Source organism: Streptomyces griseus subsp. griseus, assembly GCF_003610995.1.
GTDB lineage: Bacteria > Actinomycetota > Actinomycetes > Streptomycetales > Streptomycetaceae > Streptomyces.
Genome location: NZ_CP032543.1, coordinates 642,909 through 664,953, shown reverse-complemented (window position 1 = coordinate 664,953; position 22,045 = coordinate 642,909). Strand labels below are relative to the sequence as shown.

General features: G+C 68.2%; 16 protein-coding genes and 2 pseudogenes. 9 read left to right on the top strand and 9 right to left on the bottom strand.

The window, feature by feature from the left end; all coding sequences use genetic code 11:
- The first annotated feature begins 1 nt into the window (after position 1).
- On the top strand, positions 2-505 hold the full coding sequence (locus D6270_RS02975) for a flavodoxin domain-containing protein (RefSeq protein ID WP_010056200.1): 504 nt from the start codon (positions 2-4) through the stop codon (positions 503-505).
- A 152-nt stretch (positions 506-657) separates the two neighbouring features.
- Positions 658-3,393: a cation-translocating P-type ATPase gene (locus tag D6270_RS02970; RefSeq protein ID WP_109166897.1), complete on the top strand. Its 2,736-nt coding sequence runs from the start codon at positions 658-660 to the stop codon at positions 3,391-3,393.
- Here D6270_RS02970 and D6270_RS02965 read toward each other — a convergent pair.
- The 3 genes from D6270_RS02965 to D6270_RS02955 form a co-directional block, all read right to left on the bottom strand.
- On the bottom strand, positions 3,327-4,715 hold the full coding sequence (locus D6270_RS02965; protein ID WP_010056202.1) for a nicotinate phosphoribosyltransferase: 1,389 nt from the start codon (positions 4,713-4,715) through the stop codon (positions 3,327-3,329). The two genes, D6270_RS02970 and D6270_RS02965, sit on opposite strands and share 67 nt — an antisense overlap.
- Before the next feature lie 52 nt (positions 4,716-4,767).
- Complete coding sequence (locus tag D6270_RS02960; protein ID WP_073825129.1) at positions 4,768-5,418, bottom strand: CBS domain-containing protein; 651 nt, start codon at positions 5,416-5,418, stop codon at positions 4,768-4,770.
- A gap of 70 nt (positions 5,419-5,488) precedes the next feature.
- A complete protein-coding gene (locus D6270_RS02955; RefSeq protein WP_109166898.1) occupies positions 5,489-6,916 on the bottom strand; it encodes an MBL fold metallo-hydrolase RNA specificity domain-containing protein in 1,428 nt (475 codons plus the stop codon).
- Positions 6,917-7,089: 173 nt separating this feature from the next.
- Between D6270_RS02955 and D6270_RS02950 the strand changes: the two genes are divergently transcribed.
- The 3 genes from D6270_RS02950 to D6270_RS02940 all read left to right on the top strand — a co-directional run bounded on the left by D6270_RS02950 (position 7,090) and on the right by D6270_RS02940 (position 11,361).
- A complete protein-coding gene (locus D6270_RS02950; protein ID WP_109166899.1) occupies positions 7,090-8,133 on the top strand; it encodes a zinc-dependent alcohol dehydrogenase family protein in 1,044 nt (347 codons plus the stop codon).
- A 106-nt stretch (positions 8,134-8,239) separates the two neighbouring features.
- Positions 8,240-8,953, top strand: a complete 714-nt coding sequence (locus D6270_RS02945; protein WP_225976759.1) for an HAD family hydrolase — start codon at positions 8,240-8,242, stop codon at positions 8,951-8,953.
- Positions 8,950-11,361 (top strand): glycoside hydrolase family 65 protein, encoded by a 2,412-nt coding sequence (locus D6270_RS02940; protein WP_109166900.1) that lies wholly within the window; start codon positions 8,950-8,952, stop codon positions 11,359-11,361. The genes D6270_RS02945 and D6270_RS02940 overlap by 4 nt, the downstream gene beginning before the upstream one ends.
- Positions 11,362-11,390: 29 nt before the next feature.
- Here the strand turns inward: D6270_RS02940 and D6270_RS02935 are convergent, their stop codons facing one another.
- Both D6270_RS02935 and D6270_RS02930 read right to left on the bottom strand, forming a co-directional pair.
- On the bottom strand, positions 11,391-12,383 hold the full coding sequence (locus tag D6270_RS02935; RefSeq protein WP_109166901.1) for an Acg family FMN-binding oxidoreductase: 993 nt from the start codon (positions 12,381-12,383) through the stop codon (positions 11,391-11,393).
- Between the two features lie 72 nt (positions 12,384-12,455).
- Positions 12,456-13,040, bottom strand: coding sequence for a CBS domain-containing protein (locus D6270_RS02930; RefSeq protein WP_225976758.1), 585 nt, complete (start codon positions 13,038-13,040; stop codon positions 12,456-12,458).
- Between the two features lie 335 nt (positions 13,041-13,375).
- Between D6270_RS02930 and D6270_RS02925 the strand changes: the two genes are divergently transcribed.
- The 3 genes from D6270_RS02925 to D6270_RS02915 are packed head-to-tail and all read left to right on the top strand — an operon-like array spanning position 13,376 to position 18,695.
- Positions 13,376-14,239 (top strand): universal stress protein, encoded by an 864-nt coding sequence (locus tag D6270_RS02925; RefSeq protein WP_109166903.1) that lies wholly within the window; start codon positions 13,376-13,378, stop codon positions 14,237-14,239.
- Positions 14,240-14,249: 10 nt separating this feature from the next.
- Positions 14,250-16,898: an HAD-IC family P-type ATPase gene (locus D6270_RS02920; RefSeq protein ID WP_109166904.1), complete on the top strand. Its 2,649-nt coding sequence runs from the start codon at positions 14,250-14,252 to the stop codon at positions 16,896-16,898.
- 60 nt (positions 16,899-16,958) lie between these two features.
- Positions 16,959-18,695 (top strand): sensor histidine kinase, encoded by a 1,737-nt coding sequence (locus D6270_RS02915; protein ID WP_109166905.1) that lies wholly within the window; start codon positions 16,959-16,961, stop codon positions 18,693-18,695.
- 33 nt (positions 18,696-18,728) lie between these two features.
- On the opposite strand, the gene D6270_RS02910 is transcribed toward D6270_RS02915, so the two are convergent.
- Together D6270_RS02910 and D6270_RS02905 are read right to left on the bottom strand one after the other, a co-directional pair.
- Positions 18,729-19,421 (bottom strand): response regulator, encoded by a 693-nt coding sequence (locus D6270_RS02910; protein ID WP_109166906.1) that lies wholly within the window; start codon positions 19,419-19,421, stop codon positions 18,729-18,731.
- A gap of 118 nt (positions 19,422-19,539) precedes the next feature.
- Positions 19,540-20,163 carry a CBS domain-containing protein gene (locus tag D6270_RS02905; protein ID WP_109166907.1) on the bottom strand — a complete coding sequence of 208 codons (624 nt, stop codon included), beginning with the start codon at positions 20,161-20,163 and terminating at the stop codon, positions 19,540-19,542.
- Positions 20,164-20,439: 276 nt separating this feature from the next.
- Between D6270_RS02905 and D6270_RS02900 the strand changes: the two genes are divergently transcribed.
- Entirely contained in the window at positions 20,440-21,066 is a 627-nt protein-coding gene (locus D6270_RS02900; RefSeq protein ID WP_109166908.1) for a potassium channel family protein, read from the top strand.
- Positions 21,067-21,228: 162 nt separating this feature from the next.
- On the opposite strand, the pseudogene D6270_RS02895 reads toward D6270_RS02900, so the two are convergent.
- A pseudogene (locus tag D6270_RS02895) lies at positions 21,229-21,690 on the bottom strand (amino acid permease); the annotation flags it as partial.
- Positions 21,687-21,971, bottom strand: a pseudogene (locus D6270_RS02890) (ArsR/SmtB family transcription factor); the annotation flags it as partial. The pseudogenes D6270_RS02895 and D6270_RS02890, both read right to left, overlap by 4 nt.
- Positions 21,972-22,045: the final 74 nt, after the last annotated feature.

The following is a 22,045-nucleotide window of genomic DNA, read 5'->3' as shown; positions in this document are numbered from 1 at the left end:
CATGCCTGGCACACGACTGCTGATCGCCTACGGAAGCAAGCACGGAGCGACACAGGGAATCGCTGAGGAGCTGGGAGAGGAACTCCGCTCCAAGGGGGTCGACGCGGTGGTGATACCCGCCGACCGTGTCAACGATGTGAGCGACTACGACGGTGTGATTCTCGGGGGCGCTGTCTACGCCGGACGCTGGCACGTCGAGGCCCGCCGATGCGCCCGCCGCCATGCGGACGAGCTGAGGAGGCGGTCCGTCTGGCTCTTCAGCAGCGGTCCGGTCGACGATTCGGCCGAGCGGCGCGATATCGCGCCGGTGCGCGGGGTCGCCCGCTGGATGCAGCGTCTCGGCGCCCGGGAGCACATCACGTTCGGTGGAGCGCTCACAGAGCAGACGCCCGGCCTGATTGCCCACAGCATGGTCCGGCACGGGAAGGGCGGCGACTTCCGCAACCCGGAACGCATCCGCCGGTGGGCCGATCACATCGCATCCCAACTCGGCTCGTCCAGCTGATCTGTCGCGCGGTGCTGGGCCGTTGCGAGGCAGGAGGACAGCATGGTGAAGGGCACCGACTACGAGCCGTCTGGTGACGACGGCCGCTCCACGGCTCTGCCATCCGTGCGGCCCTTCGGCTCGTCCGACGAGGTCACGCGACGGGGCCGGCGATGACGCAGACACCGACCGGAGGCCAGGGCAATGCCTTTCCCACCCCGGGCGAGGCATTCGATCCCAGCGAGCCCGTTCCCCGTCTGCGACGTGAACTCTCCACCGGTCCCGAGGGGCTCTCCGCGCGCGAGGCCTCGCGGCGCCTGGCTGTCCACGGCCCCAACGAAGTGCGGTCCAAGGCGCGTTCCTCCATCATTCGCGACGTGTCAGCTCAGCTGGCCCACCCTCTGGCCCTTTTGCTCTGGGCTGCCGCGGCCCTCGCCTTCGTAGCCGGACTGGGCGTGCTGGGCTGGGCGATCCTCGCCGTGATCGCGGTCAACGCCGCCTTCGCGCTGCTCCAAGAACGTCAGGCCGAACGGGCCGTCGAGACCCTCGCCCACTACCTGCCCGAACAGGCCTTCGTCGTGCGGGACGGCAGGACACAGCAGATCGAGGCCCGGGACCTTGTTCCGGGCGACGTGATCCTCCTGGAGGAAGGGGGCAAGATCCCGGCCGACGCGCGGGTGACCGAGGGCGGAGTCGAGGTCGACCTCTCCATGCTGACAGGGGAGTCCGCGCCCGTGGAGAGGACGGATGCCGCCGGTCGGGCGGGGGCTCCGCTCATCGAGGAACCCAACCTCGTATTCAGCGGGACGACCTGTCTGGGAGGGCAGGCCCGGGCCACGGTCTTCGCGACGGGGGACCGCACGGAACTCGGACGTATCGCGGCACTCAGCCAGCGTTCCCGACGTGAGCCGAGTCCTCTGGAACAGCAGGTCAAGAAGGTGGCTTGGCTCATCGCCGCTGTAGCTGTCGCGATGGGAATGGTCTTCCTCGTCGTCGGGGTGGCCGTCGGTTTGCCTCTCACCGACTCCTTGACGTTCGCGATCGGCCTCCTGGTCGCCAACGTACCCGAAGGCCTGCTCCCGACGATCACGCTCGCACTCGCGGTGGGCGTACGGTCACTCGCCCGCCGGGGAGCGGTGGTGAAGCGGCTGAGTGCTGTGGAGACCCTGGGCTCCACGGACGTCATCTGCACCGACAAGACCGGCACACTGACCCTCAACCGAATGCGGCTGCAGGCGGTGTGGACCCCTGCTCATGGCGCCTCGCCCGGCCCATGGGCGGCTGAGCTCGCGCACACCGCCTCGCTGTGCACCACTGTCACCCGTACGGAGAAGGGGGCCCTGCAGGGCGATCCCACGGAGAAGGCCCTCGTCGAAGGTGCGGCCGACCGGGGCATGCCCCTGGACCTGGCCGAGCGTGACGCGGGGCGGCAGTCGCTGTTCCGGTTCGACCCACGGCTCCGGTTGATGTCGGTCGTTCAGAGGAGCGAGAGGACCGTGCCTTTCCGGGTCGTGGTCAAAGGAGCCCCCGAAGCCGTGCTGCCCCAGGTCCACGCCCAGGCGGACGTGGCGCCGGCACGTGAGGCCGCGGAGAGCATGGCGAGGAAGGGCATGCGCGTCCTCGCGGTCGCGGGCCGGGAGTGCCCCATGGGCGCGGAAGCCCCGTCGCAGCGCGAGGACGCCGAATCCGAGCTGACGCTGCTGGGGCTGGTCGGGCTCTACGATCCACCGCGCACGGAGGTTGCCGAGGCCGTACGCCGTTGCCACGAAGCAGGGATCCGCGTGCTCATCGTGACCGGCGACAACGGTGCCACTGCGGCTGCCGTGGCTCGTGAAGTAGGGATAGGAGTTCCGCGTCTGCACGTCGTAGCCGCCTCCGAATCGATCACCGACGAGGAGCTGGACCGCCTTCTGGTCGAGGACGACGTGGAAGTGGTCTTCGCGAGGTCCTCGCCGGAGACGAAGCTCAAAGTGGCCGACGCCCTGCGTGCCCACGGCCGGATCGTGGCGATGACGGGGGACGGCGTGAACGACGCACCGGCTCTGCACCGAGCCCACATCGGTGTGGCCATGGGCAAGTCAGGCACCGACGTGGCTCGTGAGGCCGCCACCATGGTGCTGACCGACGACGACTTCGCCACCATCGTCGCCGCGGTCGAATCCGGACGACGTGTCTACGACAACGTACGCAAGTTCATCGTCTACATCTTCGCGCACACCACACCCGAGGTGGTGCCGTTCCTCGTGTTCGCGCTGTCGGCCGGAGCCGTCCCGCTCCCGCTCACCGTGCTGCAGATCCTCGCCATCGACCTGGGCACCGAAACCCTGCCCGCACTGGCCCTGGGCCGCGAACGATCCGAGCCCGGCACCATGAAACGCCCGCCCCGACCGCACCGCCAAGGAGTCATCTCCCGTGACATGCTGATACGCAGCTGGGGCTACCTCGGTCTCGTATCGGCGGCCCTGGTCATGGGAGCGTTCTTCTACGTGCTCTGGCGCTCGGGCTGGATCCCCGGAGCACCCACCGGCGACGGGGCGGCCCTCCACCACGCCTACACCATGGCCACCACAGCCACCTTCGCCGGCATCGTCACCTGCCAGGTCGGCACCGCGATCGCGGCCCGCACCGACCACGCCGCCCTACGGGACATCGGCCTGTTCACCAACCCGCTGCTACTGGCAGGCATCGCCTTCGAACTCGTCTTCACCGCAGCCCTCGTCTATCTCCCACCGCTCCAGGACCTGTTCGGCACGGCTGCGCTGCCCTGGGACGTCGTCGCGCTGGTCGCCACCTTCCCCTTCATCGTCTGGGGAACGGATGAGATGCGACGCGCACGCAGGCGTCACAGCCGGCCGGACGCGGGATCGGCAGAGCCGGTCGGCCCGGTACGCTCCTCCGGCCGGCCATGATGCCTCCGTGACGCGAGCCGCTCCCGCACCTGCGCGGTGACCTCCTCCAGCCGCGCCGAGGACCGTGGCACCGGTGGCACAGGCTCTTCGACGCGCCGGGCGTCCGGCGGCAGTTCGGCGAGGTCGGCTTCGAACCGTGCACGGGCCGCGCCCAGATCATCGGGCGGCCCGCTCCGCACCCCGTCACGCATGACCGTCCGAAGCAGCGGCTCCGTGTCTGCGGGCGGCTCTTCGGTCTCCAGGCCGATGACGTCCTGGAGACCTGGACCACGGAACACCTGCTTGGGCGCGGGAGCGGTGACCTTGGCCGAGGAGAGCTTCATGACCGGTGTGCCGTCGTACTCGACCAGCTTGTACGCAGCGTCGAGATAGGGCGCGTCGGCGGCGACACCGACGCGTGTACCCAGGGCGAAGACGTCAATGGGTGCTCCGCCGCGCACCAGGGCGTCGACCCCGTACTCGTCCAGACCTCCACTCGCGATGATCCTCACGTCTCGCAGCCCGGCCGCGTCAAGCGTCTCGCGGGCCCTGCGCGCGAGCAGCCCGAGATCGCCGCTGTCCAGCCGGATGCCACACCCCGGGCCGCGCGCCAGGTCCGAAAGGACCCGGGCGGCGGTCTCCACCCCCCGGTCGGTGTCGTACGTGTCGACCAGGAAGGTCAGGGGCCCCCGGTGAGTTCGGGCGAAAGCCCGAAAGGCCTCTTCCTCGGAGCGGAAGCACTCGATGTAGGAGTGAGCCATGGTGCCGGACGCGTCGATACCGTACCGGGCCGCGGCGGCGACGTTGCTGGTGCCCGCGAAGCCCACCATGGCGCACAACCGGGCGGCTTGGGAGCCTGCTTCCGGACCGTGGCACCGCCGCAGGGAGAAATCGACGAGTGGACGTCCCGCCGCCGCAAGGACGCACCGTCCGGCCTTGGCGGCGACCGCCGTCTCATGACAGACCAACGACAAGAGGTACGTCTCCACCAACTGGGCCTGCGGCAGCGGGGCGGTGACCTCGAGCAACGGCTCTCCTGCGAAGACCAGCCGTCCCTCGGGAACAGCCCGGACCTGGCCGCCGAAAGCCAGTCCTCGCAGCGGCGCGAGGTCCTCGGGCGGGAGGTGGAGCACGGACGCGAACTCGTTCGCGTCCGACGCCTCGACCCGGAACCCGGAAAGGTAGTCGAGTGCGGGTTCTAGCCCCGCCGCGACGAGGAATCCCCGTCCGGGAGGCAGGTTTCTCGCGAAGAGGCTGAACGTGGCAGGTGCCTGCATGCCCTCATGCACGTAGGACAGGGCCATCGTGACCTCGTACAGATCTGTCGTGGTCACCTGGGACATGCTTCGAGCATGCGCCTCCCATCAGAGGTGTGCACGGCGGCACGGGTGCCGGTCACCGGGTTTCGGCGGCGGTCAGCTCGCACCGAACGTCGACCACTCCTGCGCATGCCCGTGCTAGACGGGCTGCCACCGGGATCAGGCGTGCCTCCCTCACCACGCCGGACATTGTCACGACGCCCGCATCGGCCTGGACGCTCACCTTCTGCTGCGATACAGGGAAGAGCCGCGCGACCACCTGCTCCCGTACGTCCTCGGCGATCTCGTCGTCGGGCCTGAGGAAGACCTTCAGCAGGTCCGACCTGCTGACGATGCCCCTGAGGACGTCCCCCTCGACGACCGGCAGGCGTTTCACTCCGCGGGTCGCCATCAGCCGGGCGGCCTGTGGCAGAGTTGCGTCCGGGCCGATGGTCAGGGCCGGCCGTGTCATCAGGTCCTCGGCGGTCAGGGAGCCTGCCTTGGCTGTGGCGTCGAGGCGGTGCATCTGTTCCAGGAGGCCAGGACTCCGCTCGTGGAACTCCTCCTTCGGTAGCAGGTCGGCCTCCGAGACCACCCCCACGACATGGCCTTCCCCTTCGACGACCGGGAGAGCACTGACGGACCACCGCGACATCGCGGTCACGATGTCCTTGAACGACGCCGTCCGCGCGACTGCGATGACCTTCCTCGTCATGACGTCGGCCACGGTGTACGGGTGTGGAGTCATGATCCTCTCCTGTAAGACGGCCGCAGGTCAGCGGTGTGAACGCGTGGGGCCGGGCCGTTATCGCATTCGGTCATCGGACCAGCACGGCTTCTCCGGAGCGTGGGACGACGGCGGTCCAGCCGAGCTCGTCGGAAATACGGGCGCGCAGCGTCTCGGCGGCCGACGGCTCGCCGTGTACCACGTACGTCGTGTGCGGGGGCGGGGCGCCGCGCAGCCAGTCGAGGATCTGACTCCCGTCGGCGTGTGCCGAGAAGTGCGGAACATCTGCCACTTCGGCGCGGACGGGGATGTACTCGCCGAACATCTTGAGCGCGGGTACGCCGTTCACCAGGTCTCTGGCGCGGGTTCCGGCTGCGGCGAAGCCGACGACGACGACGGTGTTGCGCGGGTCGGGCAACAGCCGGCGCAGGTGGTGCAGGACTCGGCCGCCTGTGGCCATTCCGGCCGAGGAGACGATGACGCACGGGCCGTGCGTGCTGTTGATGGCGATGGACTCCTGGACCGTGCGGGCCGCCAGGAACGGGTCAGGGCTCAGAGCTCCCGCGCCTTGGTCCATAACGTCCGGTCTGAGCTCCGGCGACCGGTCCCGCACCGCTTGCCGGTAGACGTCCAGCGCCGCGAGGGCCATGGGGCTGTCGACGTACACGGGTACCGCTGCCGGCAGGACGCCGGCCGCGCGTAGCTCGACGAGCTCGTGGAGGACGACCTCGGTCCGGTCGATGGCGAAGGCAGGGATGACGACGGTGCCACCTCGTGCGAGGGTGCGTCCTATCGTCGAGGCGAATGCAGCGCGACTCTCGGTGGGGGCGTGCCGGCGGTCGCCGTAGGTGCTCTCCACCAGCAGTACGTCGGCGCCGGAGAACGGCTCCGGGGGAAGCAGCAGAGGGTGACCCGGGCGTCCCAGATCGCCGGACACCGCCAATGCGTGACCGTCCTCCAGGGTGAGACGTGCCCAGGCGGAGCCAAGGATGTGGCCTCCGCGGTGCAGTGTGAGGCGGGTGCCCGCCATGATCTCGACGTCGCTGCCGACCGCCACGGGATCGAAGAAGCTCAACGTCTTCTCCACGTCGGCGTCGTCGTACAGCGGCTTGGCGGGGCGGTGTTTGGACCAGCCGTGGGTGTTCGCGTGCTGGGCCGATTCCATCTGCAGCCTGGCGCTGTCGCGCAAAACGATCTCGGCGAGCCGTGCCGTGTCGGCGCTCATGAGGATCGGGCCGCGGAAGCCCTGCCGGACGAGGCGGGGGAGATACCCGCAGTGATCGAGATGGGCGTGGGTGACCACGACCGCGTGGATGTCGGCCGGGGGCCGGGCGAACTTCTCCCAGTTGCGGCGGCGCAGATCGGCGAAACCCTGGAAGAGCCCGCAGTCGACGAGGATGCGGGCGTGGTCGCTCTCGATCAAGAACTTGCTGCCGGTCACGGTGCTCGTGGCACCGAGGAACGTGAGCAGTGCCGCACGGGAAGCCGGGGAGACGGGTGGCGGCGTCGGCTGCGACATGGAGTTCCCCTTGCTGTCGGTGCGGGGCGCACTCCCACTGTCCCATCGGTACTCCAGGACATCAGGGCCTGGCAGGGGCTCTGATGGGTACCGACCGGCCCATGCGGGCCACTGGTCGGCGGAGTCAGTCTGGAAGCGACTCCGTGGAACTGAGGCAAGGAAGAGGCCATGCCATGAAGGCACTCGTCTTTGAGGAACCGGGCCGCACGACCTGGCGGGATGTTCCCGATCCGGACATCGAGGACGCCGCCGATGTCATCGTGCGTGTCGAAGCGGTCACTATCTGTGGTACCGATCTGCATATCGTCAAGGGTGACGTGCCCGAAGTGACGCCGGGGCGGGTGCTGGGCCACGAAGCGGTGGGCACCGTGGTGGAGGCCGGCGGCGATGTACGGACCGTACGGCCGGGGGATCGGGTGCTGGTCTCCTGCATTTCTGCCTGCGGGAGGTGCCGCTACTGCCGGGAAGCCCGCTACGGACAGTGCCGGGGCGGAGGCGGCTGGGTGCTCGGCCACACCATCGACGGCACACAGGCGGAGTATGTCCGTGTGCCGTTCGCCGACCTCTCGGTCTATCCGCTACCCCATTCCGTCGACAGCGTCGACGCCGTCCTCCTGGCGGACATCTTCCCCACCGCCTACGAGGTCGGTGTCCGCAACGGCGGCGTGAGCCCGGGTGACACCGTCGTCGTGGTCGGCGCAGGCCCGATCGGTCTGGCCGCCATCGCCACCTCCCGTCTCTACTCGCCCGAGCGGGTCATCGCGGTCGACCTCGCGGACGCCCGGCTGAAGGCGGCCCGATCTCTCGGCGCCGCAGCCACCGTCCGTGCCGACGAGGAGCCTGGGCAACTCGTCGCGGACCTCACGGACGGGCTGGGGGCTGATGTGGTCATGGAAGCGGTCGGCGTACCAGAGACCTTCGAGACGTGCACCCGGATGGTCCGGCCCGGCGGCCGGGTCGCCAACATCGGTGTTCACGGCAAACCTGCCACCCTCCACCTGGAGGATCTCTGGATCAAGGACGTCACCATCACCACAGGACTGGTGGACACCGCATCGACTCCCATGCTGCTGCGGATGCTGGCGAACGGCAGGCTGCCATCGGCCGAGTTGGTCACGCACCGGTTCGAACTGGAGGAGATGGAGGAGGCGTATGACGTGTTCTCCCGGGCGGCGGACACCGGAGCCTTGAAGGTCGCCCTCCATGCCCCGCAGTGACCCACGGATGCCTCACCTGCCGCCGTCACCCTCCGAGGAGAGCGGCGCGGGAACCGCGACCGGTGCCGCTCCCGGCACACGCGGCGTCGTCTTCGACACCGACGGTGTGCTGCTCGATTCCGCTTCCCTACACGCCGCTGCCTGGAAAGTCGCGTTCGACCACTGCATCGAGAAGCTGCGGCCCGACGACCTGCGACAGCCTCCCTTCGACGCGGATGCGGAGTACCGACGCCTCGTGGACGGCAAAGCACGGCTTGACGGAGCCCGCGCCTTCCTGGAGGACCGAGGCATCGTGCTGCCGGCGGGCGCACCGGACGACCAGCCCGGCTGCACCAGCATCTGGGCGGTCGCCGCCGCCAAGGAGCAGGCCTTCACCCATATGCTCTCGACCCGGGCGGTTCCCGTATTCGACGATGTGGCTCCCGCGCTGCGATCCCTTCGCGCCAAGGGAGTTCGGTGCGCCGCAGCCTCCGCCTCACGGCATGCCGGGGACCTGCTGGAGGCGGCAGGCATCATCGGCTTTTTCGACGCCGTGGTCGACGGCAGGGACGTCGCACGCCTCGGGCTTCCCGGCAAACCGGATCCCGCGCTGTTCCTGGAGGCCGCTTCCCGGATGGGGCTGCGCCCGGCCGAAGCCGCAGTGGTCGAGGACGCGGAGGCGGGGGTGGCCGCGGGCCGCCGTGGCGGCTTCGGTCTCGTCGTCGGGCTGGACCGGACACCGAGCGCCGGCAGGGCCGTCGCGCTGCACACCATGGGGGCGGATGTCGTGCTGCGCGACCTTGCCGCTCTCGTCGACGAGCTTCGGGCGGAACGTCCATGAACGACGCCTGGAGCTGGAACTACTCCGCCTATGACCCGCACACGGAGCGGCTGGTCGAGGCCCTCTGCACCGTCGGCAACGGCAGATTCGCCACGCGGGGCAGCGCTCCGGAATGCGCGGCGGACGACGCGCACTATCCGGGGACCTATCTGGCCGGCTGCTACGACCGCCTCTCATCCACCGTCGCCGGGAGGACGGTGGAGAACGAGGACCTGGTCAACCTTCCGAACTGGACGCTGGTGCGCTATCGCTGCCTGCCCGAAGACGGACCACCCGGGCAGTGGCTCACGCCGGACTCCGCCGAACTGAGACGTTGCACCACGCATCTGGACCTACGAGCCGGTGTCCTCACCCGCCGTCTGCTCTACCGAGACGGTGCGGGGCGCGGTCTGCGCGTCACCCATCAGCGGTTCGTCCACATGGGAACCGATTGCCTGGCCGCTCAGCGCAGCGCGTTCAGAGCCTACGGCTGGGCCGGTCGCCTCGAGGTCGAGTCGATTCTCGACGGCGCTGTCACCAATGCCGGAGTGGAACGCTACGGCGACCTCGACGGGCAGCACCTCACCGAACACCGCAAGGGAGCGGAGCCCGGGGGAGTCGCCTGGCTCACCTGCCGGACTGTCCAGTCGGCCGTCCACCTGGCTCTCGCCGTCCGCACCACCTCCAGCCCGGCACGACCTGCCGAGTACGTTCACGCCGCCCGTGCTGCCGTGCAGCGGTTCATGCTCCCGGTTTCCCCCAGCAGTTCGGTGACGGTCACCAAGACGGTCGCCCTGCACACCTCACTCGACCGCCCCGCCGGTGACCCGCTGGCCGCAGCGCTGGAGTGCCTCGCCCACGCCCCCGTTTTCGGCCGACAGCTCCGGTCGCACAGGTCTGCGTGGCAGCGCATGTGGAACCAGGCGGAGCTGCACGTACCCGGGGAGAGCGGGCACGTGCTGCGCCTGCACCTGTTCCATCTGCTGCAGACCCTGTCGCCGCACACGGCGGAGCTCGATGTCGGAGTGCCGGCCCGCGGGCTGCACGGAGAGGCGTACCGGGGCCATGTGTTCTGGGACGAACTCTTCGTCCTGCCCTATCTCACCCTTCATTTCCCCGAAGTCGCCCGAGCGATGCTCATGTACCGCCACAGGCGGCTGCCCGCAGCCCGAGCGGCTGCCCGACGTGCCGGGGCGCGTGGAGCCATGTACCCCTGGCAGAGTGCCAGTTCCGGCCATGAAGAAACCCAGGCGATGCACCTCAATCCCGTCTCCGGCCGGTGGCTGCCGGACCATTCGCACCTCCAGCGCCATGTGGGGTCCGCGGTGGCGCTCAACGCCTGGCGGTACGCACAGGCGGCGGGTGATCCAGGGTTCCTCCACGCGGCCGGGGCGGACATCCTGCTGGAGGTGGCCCGGTACTGGGCGAGCACGGCGGCCTTCGATCCCGGCCGTGGCCGCTACCGGCTGCGGGGGGTGGTCGGCCCCGACGAGTACCACGACGCGTATCCGGGCGCGGACCGGCCGGGCATCGACGACAACGCCTACACCAACGCGATGGCCGCATGGGTCCTGGCCCGGGCCCTGGAGGTCTTCGACGCCCTGCCCGATGCCAGGCGTGAGGAGCTCGCGGAGCGACTGGCGATCGACGCGGAGGAGCATGCGCGCTGGGAGGACGTCTCCCGCCGCCTTTACGTGCCCTTTCATGACGGTGTGCTGAGCCAGTTCGAGGGTTTCGGGGACCTGAAGGAACTCGACTGGGAGCGCTATCGGCGCCGCTACGCCGATATCCGGAGACTGGACCGGATCCTGGAGGCGGAGGGTGATTCGGTCAACAACTACCAAGCGTCCAAGCAAGCCGACGCTCTCATGCTCGGCCATCTCTTCCGGCCCGCCGACCTGACCGCTCTCTTCGGCCGTCTCGGCTACCGGCTCGACGACGAGATCTGGAACGGGACAGTCGCCTATTACCTGCCGCGCACCAGTCACGGGTCGACGCTCAGCAGTCTGGTGCACGGCTGGGTACTTGCACGTCAGAAGGGCCCGGAGGCCTGGAGGTACGTGGAGGAGGCACTTCTGAGCGACGTGGCCGACCTTCAGGGCGGGACGACCGGCGAGGGCATCCATCTCGGTGCCATGGCGGGCACACTTGATCTGGTCGAGCGAGGCATCACGGGTCTGGAAGCCGGTGAGGAGGGTCTGCGTATAGACCCCGTGGCCCTCAGAGAGATTCCTCGATTCTCCTTCACTTTGTGCTTCCGGGGACACAGTGGGGTGCGGATCCGGCTGCTCCCTGGGCGCATCGGCATCAGCGTTCCCTCTCCGCCTCAGGGTCCACTCGTGGTGCTGCTCCCGGAGGGCAGAAGGGTAGCGGTGCTGCCGGGGAGGGAGCACTGGTTTCATCTGCCGCTTCAGGAATCCCCGAAATGAGCGTAGACAGCACCGGGCGAGTGCCGTTGTCAAATGATCTCCAGAATCTCCGTGACGGGTCGTCTCGGCGTTTCCGGGCCTGACGGCCCATACCCGAACCGGATGATCATTTGCACGAAGCCCATCGTGGAGTTCGGGTCACGCGTCAGGTGCCGAAGCTCGGGCCATTCCAGGGGCTGCGAGATCACGGAGGTCGCAAGCCCGTCGAGAGTGGCCTGCAGGAGGATCCGCTCCATGGCCTGACCTGCCCTGAGCCAGTCCGCAGCGAGGTCTGACCTCGTCCCCAGCAAGGCGATCTGCGGTCGCTCTTCGAAGGTGGCGGACGCCCGGTCCCGTGAGCTTCGTGGCACGTCGAAATCCCGCACCGGGGCCGTCACCCCGTGCTGACGTGGACCGAAGGCGTACGAGGGGACGCCCTCGGTGTCCGGGCCCTCCCCGGCTTTGCCCGTGCGGGTCCACGTGATGATCTCGGCTCTCATGGCTTCGTTGGCTGATTCGTAGAGCTCCGCGTCGTGTACCAAGTCCAGGACGGCGTCGGCGTGCCAGACTCCGGGAACGATGAGCCGCGCCCCCTCCAGGAGTGCGGCCGCGCTCAACTCGTCCAGGATCTCGGGTGCGACCGCCTCTTCGGCGAACGGATATCGACTGGTGTGCCGTCGCCGCACGGCAGGATGCAGGTCGGCCAGTTGAGGGTCCGTGTTCCCGGAGTCCTCCAGCCTGACGTCAGCGAGACGCCATGGGTCGCGGTGGTCGGGACTAAGCTGGGCAAGGGGCTTCCAACCGCGGTGTGCCGCGGCTACCCGCAGGTTCAGCAGCGCTGCCCCGCATCCGATGTGCAGGCCACGGTGGTCGGGGTCGCCGACGGGCATTGCCCGATCAGGGTCTCCGTACAGAGACAGGAGGTTCGTCCCGGAACGGTGGACGAATTTCCAGGGTTGCGCGTTGTGCATGGACGGCGCGGTCACGGCCTCCTCGACGAGCGACGGGACGGCGGCGGTGATGCGTTGCTCGATCGACAGCATGATCTTCCTGTCTCGTGTCGGTCATGGCCCTCGTGCTCCGAAGAGGGGGCGCCGGAGCCTGTCTAGGGTGGATCAGGAAGCGGTTTCCGGTCTCTTCGGGGAATGCGTGCCGTCGGTCTCTACCGAGATGCGGTTCACCACGGCGACGACTCCTTCGGTTCGAGAGGTGAGCGCGAGGGCGATTCGGATCAGGCTTTGCTGCGGCAGTCTGCCCGTGAGAACGACGACACCGTCGAGCACGTGCACCTGCACGGCATCGGCCTGTACCCGCAAGATTTCGCCGAGTATGCCGTCCCGGATCCGCAGCACCACCTCGGCGTCCGGCCGGAGAAAGAAGCCCAGGAGGTCACGTCGGGTCACCATGCCGACCAAGCGCTCCTCATCGTCGATGACAGGGAGCCGCTCACAGCCACGACGGGCCATGAGCCGGGCGGCCTCCGCCGCCGTCTGCTCCGCGTAGACGGTGACAGCCGGAGAGGACATGATTCCGCCGACCGTGGCAGCCGACCGACTCAGCAAGTCACTCGCCGAGACCAACCCCACGACGTGATCGTCCTCGCCCACCACCGGGACGCCGTTGATGCCGTGCCGTGCGAACAGGCTGGCGACGGTCGCTGATGGCGTCGCCGAGCTGACCGTGAGCACTTCGTCCGTCATCAGGTCGCCTACTCGGAGATGTCGCATCCTGCTGCGCCTCCACTTATCCCCACAGCGCGGAGCGCTTCCGGTACCACCTTCGAACACCGCCGCATGCCAATTGGAGGGGCCGAACGGTCCCGTCCGGAGGCCGACCGGTTCCCCGTGTCTTCCTCCCGCCGGGGGACGCCTGCGGCATGGGTCCTTCGGTCCCCGGGTTTGCACCCGGCGGCCCCTCTCGAGAAGGAGACCGGCTGTCAGCCTGGAAGAGTCACCCCATTCGGTGTGAGGCGCGCTCCCGTAAAGGGGACTCGTCGGGGTGTTCATTGCCAGGATGGCGATCATCGGAGCACGCTATGAGCAGCGCAGAGATTCGTCAGGAAGTCGTGGTGGGTGTCGACCCTCGAGGGGACTGGCACCCCGCCGTCACCTGGGGCGCCGACGAGGCTCGCCTCCGCGGGCTGCACCTTCGCCTAGCCCTGTCCGTCCCTCCTTTGCACGACACCCAGCGCGTCGACGATGCCCCGCACCACTGGACACTCTCTAGGGAGGGCCGACGGACCCTGGAGGCCGCGATCTCCTGGACGCAAGGACGATGGCCCGATATCGAGATCACCGGTTCGCTCCTCGACGGTTTCCCAGGGCGACAACTGGCGCTCCTTTCCCACCGTGTGCGTCTGGTAGTGCTGGGTTCCCGGCATCTGCACCGTGCCGAAGAGATTCTCAGTTCCGCCTCGGTGGTCATTCCGCTCACCGCTCAGGCTCGCTGCCCAGTAGTCGTCGTGGGCGACCCTCCGGGCGCCGGCAGTCCGGATGCGTCCCGTCTCGTGGTGGGCGTCGACGGCAGTGAGCCGTCCAACGCCGCCCTGGCCCTCGCTTTCGAGGAAGCCGCTCTCCGAGGATGCGCTTTGTACGCCCTAGCCGTCTGGCAGCCTCCGGTCTTCTCGCTTCGTACCGGGGACACGCTGTTCCACAACCAGCGCCGTCTGCTGTACGAGACAGTCGCGAGGTGGGAGAAGCAGTATCCCGACGTGCCGGTGCACCACGATGTGCAGATCGGCTCCCCGGTCGAGGTCTTGGCAAAAGCGGGTGAGCACACACAGGGCATCGTGGTGGGGCGGCGAGGTGAAGGCGGCTATACGGGGATGAGGCTCGGATCCGTCGTGCACGGACTTCTGCACCGGGCCCACTGCCCTGTGGTCACGGTCCCTGCCTTGTGAGCGGACCGTCATGTCTTCTGCGGAGGATCGAACGGACGTCGGTCTTCGCCGTCGGACGCCGGGGCTCACCCGAGCCGAGGCAGCACATCGGCTTGTCGAGGTGGGGCGGAACGAAGTCGCCGTCCGAAAGGCGCGCCCGCTCTACTCCAGGGTCCTCGCCCAGCTCGGGGACCCGCTGGTGATGGTGTTGATCGCAGCCGTCGCCCTGACCCTGGCGATCGGTGATCACGCCGATTCCGTGGTCATCGGACTCGTGATCGTGGTTAACACCACGGTGGGTGTCGCTCAGGAGATACGAGCCGACAATGCGGTGGCGGCTCTGTCCGCGCTCTCCGCGCCCCACGCCCGGGTCCGTAGGGAGGGGACGGACCACGACGTTCCCGCCGCCACCGTCGTGCCCGGAGACGTCCTCCTCCTGGCCGAGGGAGACATTGTCGCCGCCGACGCCGCGCTCGACGAGGCGGCCGCACTGTTGGTCGACGAATCCATGCTCACCGGAGAATCCGTTTCCGTGGACAAGGACACGGGAGCGCCGCTGCATGCCGGAACCGTCGTTGTCCGGGGCAGAGGCGCCGCGACCGTCACCGCCACCGGGGGAGCGTCCGCCCTCGGTCGCATCGCCGCCCTCCTGGACGACCGGCGTCGGCCCACGCCCCTGCAACTGCGGCTCGCCTCCCTTGGACGCGTGCTCGCCATGGTGACGCTGGTCCTGTGCGTGCTGGTTCTCGCGCAGGGACTCATACGAGGGCTGCCCTTGGGCACGATGGCAGTGACCGCGATCAGTCTCGCTGTCGCCGCGGTGCCGGAATCGCTTCCCGCCGTCGTCACCCTTGCCCTGGCTCTCGGCGCACGACGTATGGCAGCCCGCCATGCGCTGGTGCGGCGGCTCCCCGCAGTAGAGACGCTCGGCTCGGTATCTGTGCTTGCCACCGACAAAACCGGGACGCTGACCGAGGGGCGCATGGTGGTCCAGCACGTCTGGACGCCCCACAGCACCGTCGAACTCAAGGGGGTCGGCTACGAACCGGAGGGGGACATTCTGGCCCGTGGGCGGGCCGCGAGTCCGGCAGAACGGCATGAGGCACAGGAAGTGCTCACAGCGACGGCCCTCTGCAACGACGCCGTCCTCAGGCCCCCCTCATCCGCGTCCCCCGGCAGCCGCTGGGAGGCTCTCGGTGATCCCATGGAGGGCGCTCTCCTCACGGCCGCGCTCAAAGTGGGGTGCTCAGACCGCACAGAGCTGGTCTCCACCCACCCCAGAGTTGCGGAGGCACCGTTCGACAGCGTCCGCAGGAGGATGAGCACCATCCACACGGTGCCTTCCGGAGGCGTTCTGGTGTGTCTGAAAGGGGCTCCCGAAGCCGTCCTCGTTCCTTCGGTTCTCACCGACTCCCCAGAGACCCTGCGTCTGGCGCGCGCGGAAGCGGCACGGTTCGCGGAGGACGGGTACCGCGTGCTCGCAGTCGCCTCAGGCCCCCGCCAAAAGACGCCGAAACCGGTCATGGCCGGGGAGACAGACCTCCGGCTGCTCGGCCTGGTGGCATTGAGTGACCCACCGAAACCACACGCGACCGCCACGCTGGCTTCGTGCAGGGCCGCGGGGATCACACCGATACTCGTCACCGGTGACCACCCGGCCACAGCGCGTGCGGTGGCCGACCGCGTCGAACTGCTCGGAGCGCAGAATGCTGCCGATCACGTCGTCACCGGCGAGGACGTGGCCTCAGGAAGCGTGCCCGACCTCACGGCGGTGCGAGTGTTCGCCAGGACGGACCCGCAGCAGAAGTTGGACATCGTGGCCGCCTGGCGTGCCCGCGGCGCGATCACCGCGATGACCGGTGACGGCGTCAACGACGGCCCGGCACTCCACCAGGCCGACATTGGCATCGCCATGGGCGGACGCGGCACCGAGGTCGCCCGCCAGGCGGCGGACCTCGTGCTCACGGACGACGAGCTGTCGACCGTGGTCGCCGCGGTCGAAGAGGGGCGCCGGGTGTTCGACAACATCCGGCGATTTCTCGTCTACGGTATGGCGGGCGGTGCGGCGGAGATACTCGTCATGCTGATCGGACCACTCCTGGGCCTCCCCCTGCCCCTGAGCGCCGGACAAATCCTCTGGATCAACCTTCTGACCCACGGGCTGACCGGCGTGGCCATGGGAGCGGAGCCGGCTTCCCCGGGAGTGATGCGACGTCCCCCGCGCCGGGCGGACCAGCACATTCTGGGAGGGGGTGCCTGGCAACAGTTGTCGCTGACAGCAGCTGTCGTCACCGTAGTCAGTCTCAGTGCCGGGCTTGCGGCTCGGGCCTGGGACGAGCCGTGGCAGAGCGTCCTCTTCCTGGCCCTCCTCGCCGCCCAGCTGGGAGTGGTCATCGGCCTCCGGGACCGGCCCATGACGGCGGAGAACCCGTTCCTCCTGGTTTCCGTCCTGGCCTCCGCGCTGCTGGCCGCGGCCGCGCTCTACCTCCCGCCGCTGGTTGCCGTACTGGACACGGAGCCCTTGGGGTGGAGGGCCGCCGCCCTGGCGATCGCCTGTGCCCCGGCAGGATTCCTTGCGGCCAGGCTCGCGCGCTTCGGCTTCCGCTCCGGGAATGCGCGACACCTCCACCAGCGTGGAGCCGAACAGGCCCGACATGAGGAGATCGAGCCCGAGAGTTAGATTGGAACCGCGTTGGATTCGCGCCCGTACGTCGCTCTCGCGGCCCGTCGGAGGTGCTCCATGGCCGATGTCGGTAACGGCGATCACCGGCTCCCTCGGCTGAAACTGGACGAGCTGCTCGACGAGCTGCAGGTACATATCGACCAGGTTCGGGGAGCCCGGGACCGGCTGAACGGCTTGCTGGACGCTGTCATGTCGGTGGGACGGGAATTGGCTCTTCCCCAGGTCCTGCGTGACATCGTCGAAGCCGCCGTCTCCCTCGTCGATGCCGAGTACGGAGCCCTCGGTGTGGTGGGGAGCGATCAAAAGCTCGCTGAGTTTCTTCCTACCGGTATCGACGGCGAGACATGGCGACAGATCGGCGGCCTCCCCACAGGACACGGAATCCTGGGCGAATTGATACGCCACCCGGAACCGCTGCGGTTGTCCGAACTCTCCGACCATCCGGCGTCTGCGGGATTCCCGCCGCACCATCCGCCCATGCACTCCTTTCTGGGAGTCCCCATCCGCGTGCGCGATGAGGTGTTCGGCAACCTCTATCTGACAGAGAAGCGTGGGGCTTCTGATTTCGACGCGGAGGACGAGGCTGTTGTGTCGACCTTGGCTGTCGCCGCAGGAATAGCCATCGAGAATGCCCGCCTCTACGAGGAGAGACGCATCAGAGAGAGGTGGCTCGCAGCCAGTTCCGACCTCACCCGTGCCCTGTTGTCGGGCGAGGACGAGACAGAGGTTCTCGAGGAGATGCTGGCTCAGGCGGTCGACATAACAGGGGCGGATCTCGGTGTCTTCTACCTCATCGGTCCGGCGGGGGAGATGACCGGTTCGCTGGCTCTGGGAGAGAAGGCCGAGTCTCATCGGGGCGTCGTCCTCCCGAGCAGTCGGGGCACGCTCGCCGCCGCAGCGCTTGCTGAAGACGGCCTGGTCACGGTCGAGGACGTCAGTAGTGACCCGCGAGTGCAGGTGCAGCCTGAGCGGTGGGCCGGCTTCGGGCCCGCGGTAGCCGTCACGGTGGGGACCAAGGAACGGCTGAGCGGGGTCATGATTCTCGGACGCGTCCTGAACAGGCCGGCGTTCGCGCACGCGGAGATCACAGCACTGCCCGGATACGCTGGGCAGGCAGCCTTGGCACTCGAACTGGCCGACCACCGAAGCGACTCCGAGCGGATGAGTCTGCTGGCCGACCGTGAGCGGATCGCCAGAGACCTGCACGATCTGGCCATTCAACGCCTGTTCGCCACCGGAATGACGCTGCAGAGCGCCCGTCCCCTGGTGGAGCACCCGGAAGCGGCAGAGAGACTGGCCCGTGCCATTGACGATCTGGATACCACCATCAAGATCATCCGAACCACCGTTTTCGGTCTCAGAGAGCGTGAAACTCCGGGACAAGGGTCGAAGCTTCGCTCCCGACTGGTCCAGACAGTGGACGCTGTCACCCCCGCCCTCGGATTCGCACCCGCCCTCCGCATGGAAGGGCTGATCGACACCGAGGTCCCGCGAATGGTGGCCGACCATGCGGTCGCGGTCGTGGCCGAAGCCCTCAGCAATGTCGCCCGACACGCGGGGGCACGCCGGGCTGAGGTCTCGGTCATCGCCGACGACGGCGTTCTCACGGTGACGACGAGCGATGACGGGGTCGGTTTGCGCGTACCCGACGATCGGGGGCGCGGCGGCATCTGCAACCTCACGGAACGGGCTGAGCGGTTGGGAGGCACTCTTTCTGTCCGCGCGAAGCCGCATCCACGGAAAGGCACCGTGCTGGAATGGCGGGTACCTCTTTCCCCACCCACACCTGACTGACGTGAAGCCGCTCACCGAGCCCGGAGGGCGCACTCACTGCCCGCGCTGCCGATGTTCCCGGGCCTCGGCTGAAATGACAGCTGCCTGCACCCGCCGCTCGACCCCGAGCTTCCCGAGCAGACGGGAAATGTGATTCTTGACGGTCTTCTCCGACAGATACAGCCGCTTGGCGATCTGCCGATTGGTCAGTCCTTCGCCGATGAGATCGAGAACGGAGCGCTCGCGCTCGGAGAGGACAGCGAGCCGCTCGTCCTCCGGGGGCGCATCCGCCTCGGCCTCGCGCAGGGACCGCATGAGCCTGGCAGTGGTCGACGGGTCGAGCATGGACCGTCCTGATGCCACGGTACGGACGGCCGACACCAGATCCGAACCGTTGATCTGCTTGAGCACATAGCCGGCCGCGCCCGCCATGATCGCGTCGAGAAGCGCGTCCTCGTCGTCGAACGAGGTGAGTATCAGGCACACGAGGTCGGGCATGCGTGATCGCAGTTCCCGGCAGACAGCGATGCCGTTCCCGTCGGGCAACCTGACATCGAGTACGGCTACGTCGGGTCTCAGCGCCGGCCCGCGGGCCAGGGCTTGGTCCGCTGTGGACGCCTCGCCGACGACAACGAGATCCTGCTCGGCCTCCAGGAGGTCCCGCAGTCCACGGCGAACGACTTCGTGGTCGTCCAGAAGGAAAATGCGCGTCACGGCGGTGTCGGTGTGAGTTGGTGTATCGCCCATCTCCGGTCCTTGCCATCGGATGCGACTGCTGAGCCCTTTTGCCATTGTCCCAGGAGGGAAGGTTGGGGTGCACGCGGTGGACCGGCCCGTCGATCTCCGACGGCCGATAGGGATGCGGCTACCCGAGATCCATCCTGACGTCCACGACTCCTTCGACCGCCCGGGCGGCCTTGGCCAGGACGGGCACCATGGAACGGTCCGCCACAGAGCCCTTCAAGGTGACCACGCCCTCCTCCACCGTGGCGTCGAGATCCGACGGTGGGGAGATCGGTTCGAGTACCTCTCTTCTGATCTCGGCGAGGAGATCCTCATCCGGTCTGAGGAAGACCTTGAGGAGATCGCCTCGGCTGACGACTCCTTCCAACATGTCCTCCGCGTTGACCACCGGAAGACGTTTGACGTGTTTGCGCGCCATAATGCGGGCCGCCTCGGCGAGTGGGGCGTCCGCGTGCACGGTGACTGCCGGGCTGGACATGAGGTCCTCCACCAGCACCGCGGCGGCCTTGAAAGCTTCGTCGAGTTGCGCGGCGGCAGGCGGACCACTCCCACGAAGGGCTTCCTTGTGAAGCAGATCTGCTTCCGAGACCACTCCGACGACACGTCCTTCGCCCGCGAGCACCGGCAGCGCACTGACCTTCGACTCCGCCATCAGCTCCACCACCTGTCGGTAGGAGGCGTGGCTGCCGACGGCGACGGGGGCATGGGACATGACGTCACTGACTGTGTGCGGAGTGACGGACACGATGACCTCCTCCTTTCCACTGTCCAGTCTCTGACGTCCCCCGGGCGCGCGGCAGGGGCCGACCGGCCCCTGCCGCGCGCCGGTCGGCTATCGGCTCGCTCCGGTCGCGGGGACGAGGGTGCTTGCTTCCCTCCGAAGCATCGCGGGGGTACGTCGACTTTCGAGGCCGCCTCTGCCGGATCGCCCGTCCGGGTTGTCACGGGCTGTCGGCGAGGCAGGGAGGCGAGATGCGGGAAAACGCTCTTACCCGGCTCCGACAGGACGAAGAGGCATGAGATGAGCGAAGAGACCTCTGGAGGCAACCGGGGCGGCACCTCTTCAGGGCCGGTCCCCGATGGCGGGCGTCGTTCTCGCAAAGGGGCAGCGGTGGTCGCGGTTGCGCGTGCTGGGGCCGTCGCCGTCGGGCTTGTCACTGCCTACTACCTGCTGCCTCTGGACCAGCGACTCACGCCCGGTACAGCGGTGCTGTTGACATCCGGCCTGCTCGCCGTCCTGCTGGTGTTCTGCTGGGAGGTTCGAGCCATCACACGTTCCCCCTTTCCACGTCTGAGGGCCGTCGAGGGCCTGGCTGCGACGCTTGTGCTCTTCCTGGTCCTCTTCGCGGCCTCCTACTACCTGCTGGAGCGCTCCGAGCCTGGATCGTTCAGTGAAATGCTGAACAGGACGGACGCCCTATACTTCACTCTGACGACATTCGCCACTGTCGGCTTCGGCGACATCACGGCACGCTCCCAGACGGGACGGGTGCTGACGATGGTGCAGATGGCAGGAGGGCTGCTGCTGGTCGGCGTCGCCGCTCGGGTGCTGGCGAGCGCCGTACAGGCAGGGTTGAGCCGGCAGCACCGGGAGCTGATCGAGGCGGCTCGCGCCGGTACCGAGCAAGGGAGGAATCCCGAAGTGTGACCGTGACGGTGCCCCGCCGCCTTGCCTTGCCGACGGGCCCTCCAGAGATGATCATGCGGCTGATGGCGCTCTCAGCGATGCGCGTGCGGGACGCTGTCGACTGGTTCAGGCTTCGGCGGAGCGGCCAAAGGACATGTCACCTACATCGGCGCGAAAATCTGATCAGATGCGCTTTTGGTTGTGTGTGCTGATGAGGCGGATGCCGTACGTGGCTGCGCCGATGAGGAGGACGGCGGCTCCGGTGAGCACGGAGGACGGCGGCAGGGCGAAGGCCAGGACGAGGCAGCCGGTCAGCCCGGTGACTGGGATGATCCGGGCCGGGCGGCCTTCGGCGGGGGTCAGGGTCCAGGCGGAGGCGTTGGCGATGGCGTAGTAGGCGAGGACGCCGAAGGAGGAGAACCCGATAGCTCCGCGTACGTCGGTGGTCGCGGCGGCCACGGCGACGACGGCGCCGACGAGGAGTTCGGCCCGGTGGGGGACCTTGAAGCGTGGGTGGACGGCGGCCAGGGCGTGGGGGAGGTGGTGGTCGCGGGCCATGGCCAGGGTGGTGCGGGAGACGCCGAGGATGAGGGAGAGCGGGGAGCCGAGGGCGGCGACGGCCGCGCCGACGCGTACGACGGGGACGCGGTGCGGGCGGAGTCGGCCAGTGCGGCGAACTGCTCGGACAGGCTGGTAAGAACCTCGGGCTTGAGCTTGTAGTAGGTGAAGCGGCCGCACGGCTCGGTCTCCACGATCCCGGCCTCGCGCAGCACCTTCATGTGGTTGGACAGGTTGGTCTGCCTGGCCCCGGTCTCCTCGACCAAGTGCGTCGTGCAGAGCGTCTCGCGCGCCAGCAGGGTCACGATCTGCAGGCGGAGCGGATCGCCCAGCACCCGGATCACATCAGGATCGACTGAAGTCAGCATGCACTGATACTGTCACATCATCACTCGCTGATACCAGTGGGGGCTGAAGTCATTGGCGGCTGGGTTCCGCCCTG

Bases quoted from the DNA above. Each gene is read 5' to 3' on its own strand.
- D6270_RS02970 (WP_109166897.1), top strand. From the start codon at position 658: ATGACGCAGACACCGACCGGAGGCCAGGGCAATGCCTTTCCCACCCCG.
- D6270_RS02920 (WP_109166904.1), top strand. From the start codon at position 14,250: ATGTCTTCTGCGGAGGATCGAACGGACGTCGGTCTTCGCCGTCGGACG.
- D6270_RS02940 (WP_109166900.1), top strand. From the start codon at position 8,950: ATGAACGACGCCTGGAGCTGGAACTACTCCGCCTATGACCCGCACACG.
- D6270_RS02960 (WP_073825129.1), bottom strand. From the start codon at position 5,418: ATGACTCCACACCCGTACACCGTGGCCGACGTCATGACGAGGAAGGTC.
- D6270_RS02950 (WP_109166899.1), top strand. From the start codon at position 7,090: ATGAAGGCACTCGTCTTTGAGGAACCGGGCCGCACGACCTGGCGGGAT.
- D6270_RS02975 (WP_010056200.1), top strand. From the start codon at position 2: ATGCCTGGCACACGACTGCTGATCGCCTACGGAAGCAAGCACGGAGCG.
- D6270_RS02900 (WP_109166908.1), top strand. From the start codon at position 20,440: ATGAGCGAAGAGACCTCTGGAGGCAACCGGGGCGGCACCTCTTCAGGG.
- D6270_RS02935 (WP_109166901.1), bottom strand. From the start codon at position 12,383: ATGCTGTCGATCGAGCAACGCATCACCGCCGCCGTCCCGTCGCTCGTC.
- D6270_RS02955 (WP_109166898.1), bottom strand. From the start codon at position 6,916: ATGTCGCAGCCGACGCCGCCACCCGTCTCCCCGGCTTCCCGTGCGGCA.
- D6270_RS02930 (WP_225976758.1), bottom strand. From the start codon at position 13,040: ATGACGGACGAAGTGCTCACGGTCAGCTCGGCGACGCCATCAGCGACC.
- D6270_RS02915 (WP_109166905.1), top strand. From the start codon at position 16,959: ATGGCCGATGTCGGTAACGGCGATCACCGGCTCCCTCGGCTGAAACTG.
- D6270_RS02925 (WP_109166903.1), top strand. From the start codon at position 13,376: ATGAGCAGCGCAGAGATTCGTCAGGAAGTCGTGGTGGGTGTCGACCCT.
- D6270_RS02910 (WP_109166906.1), bottom strand. From the start codon at position 19,421: ATGGGCGATACACCAACTCACACCGACACCGCCGTGACGCGCATTTTC.
- D6270_RS02965 (WP_010056202.1), bottom strand. From the start codon at position 4,715: ATGTCCCAGGTGACCACGACAGATCTGTACGAGGTCACGATGGCCCTG.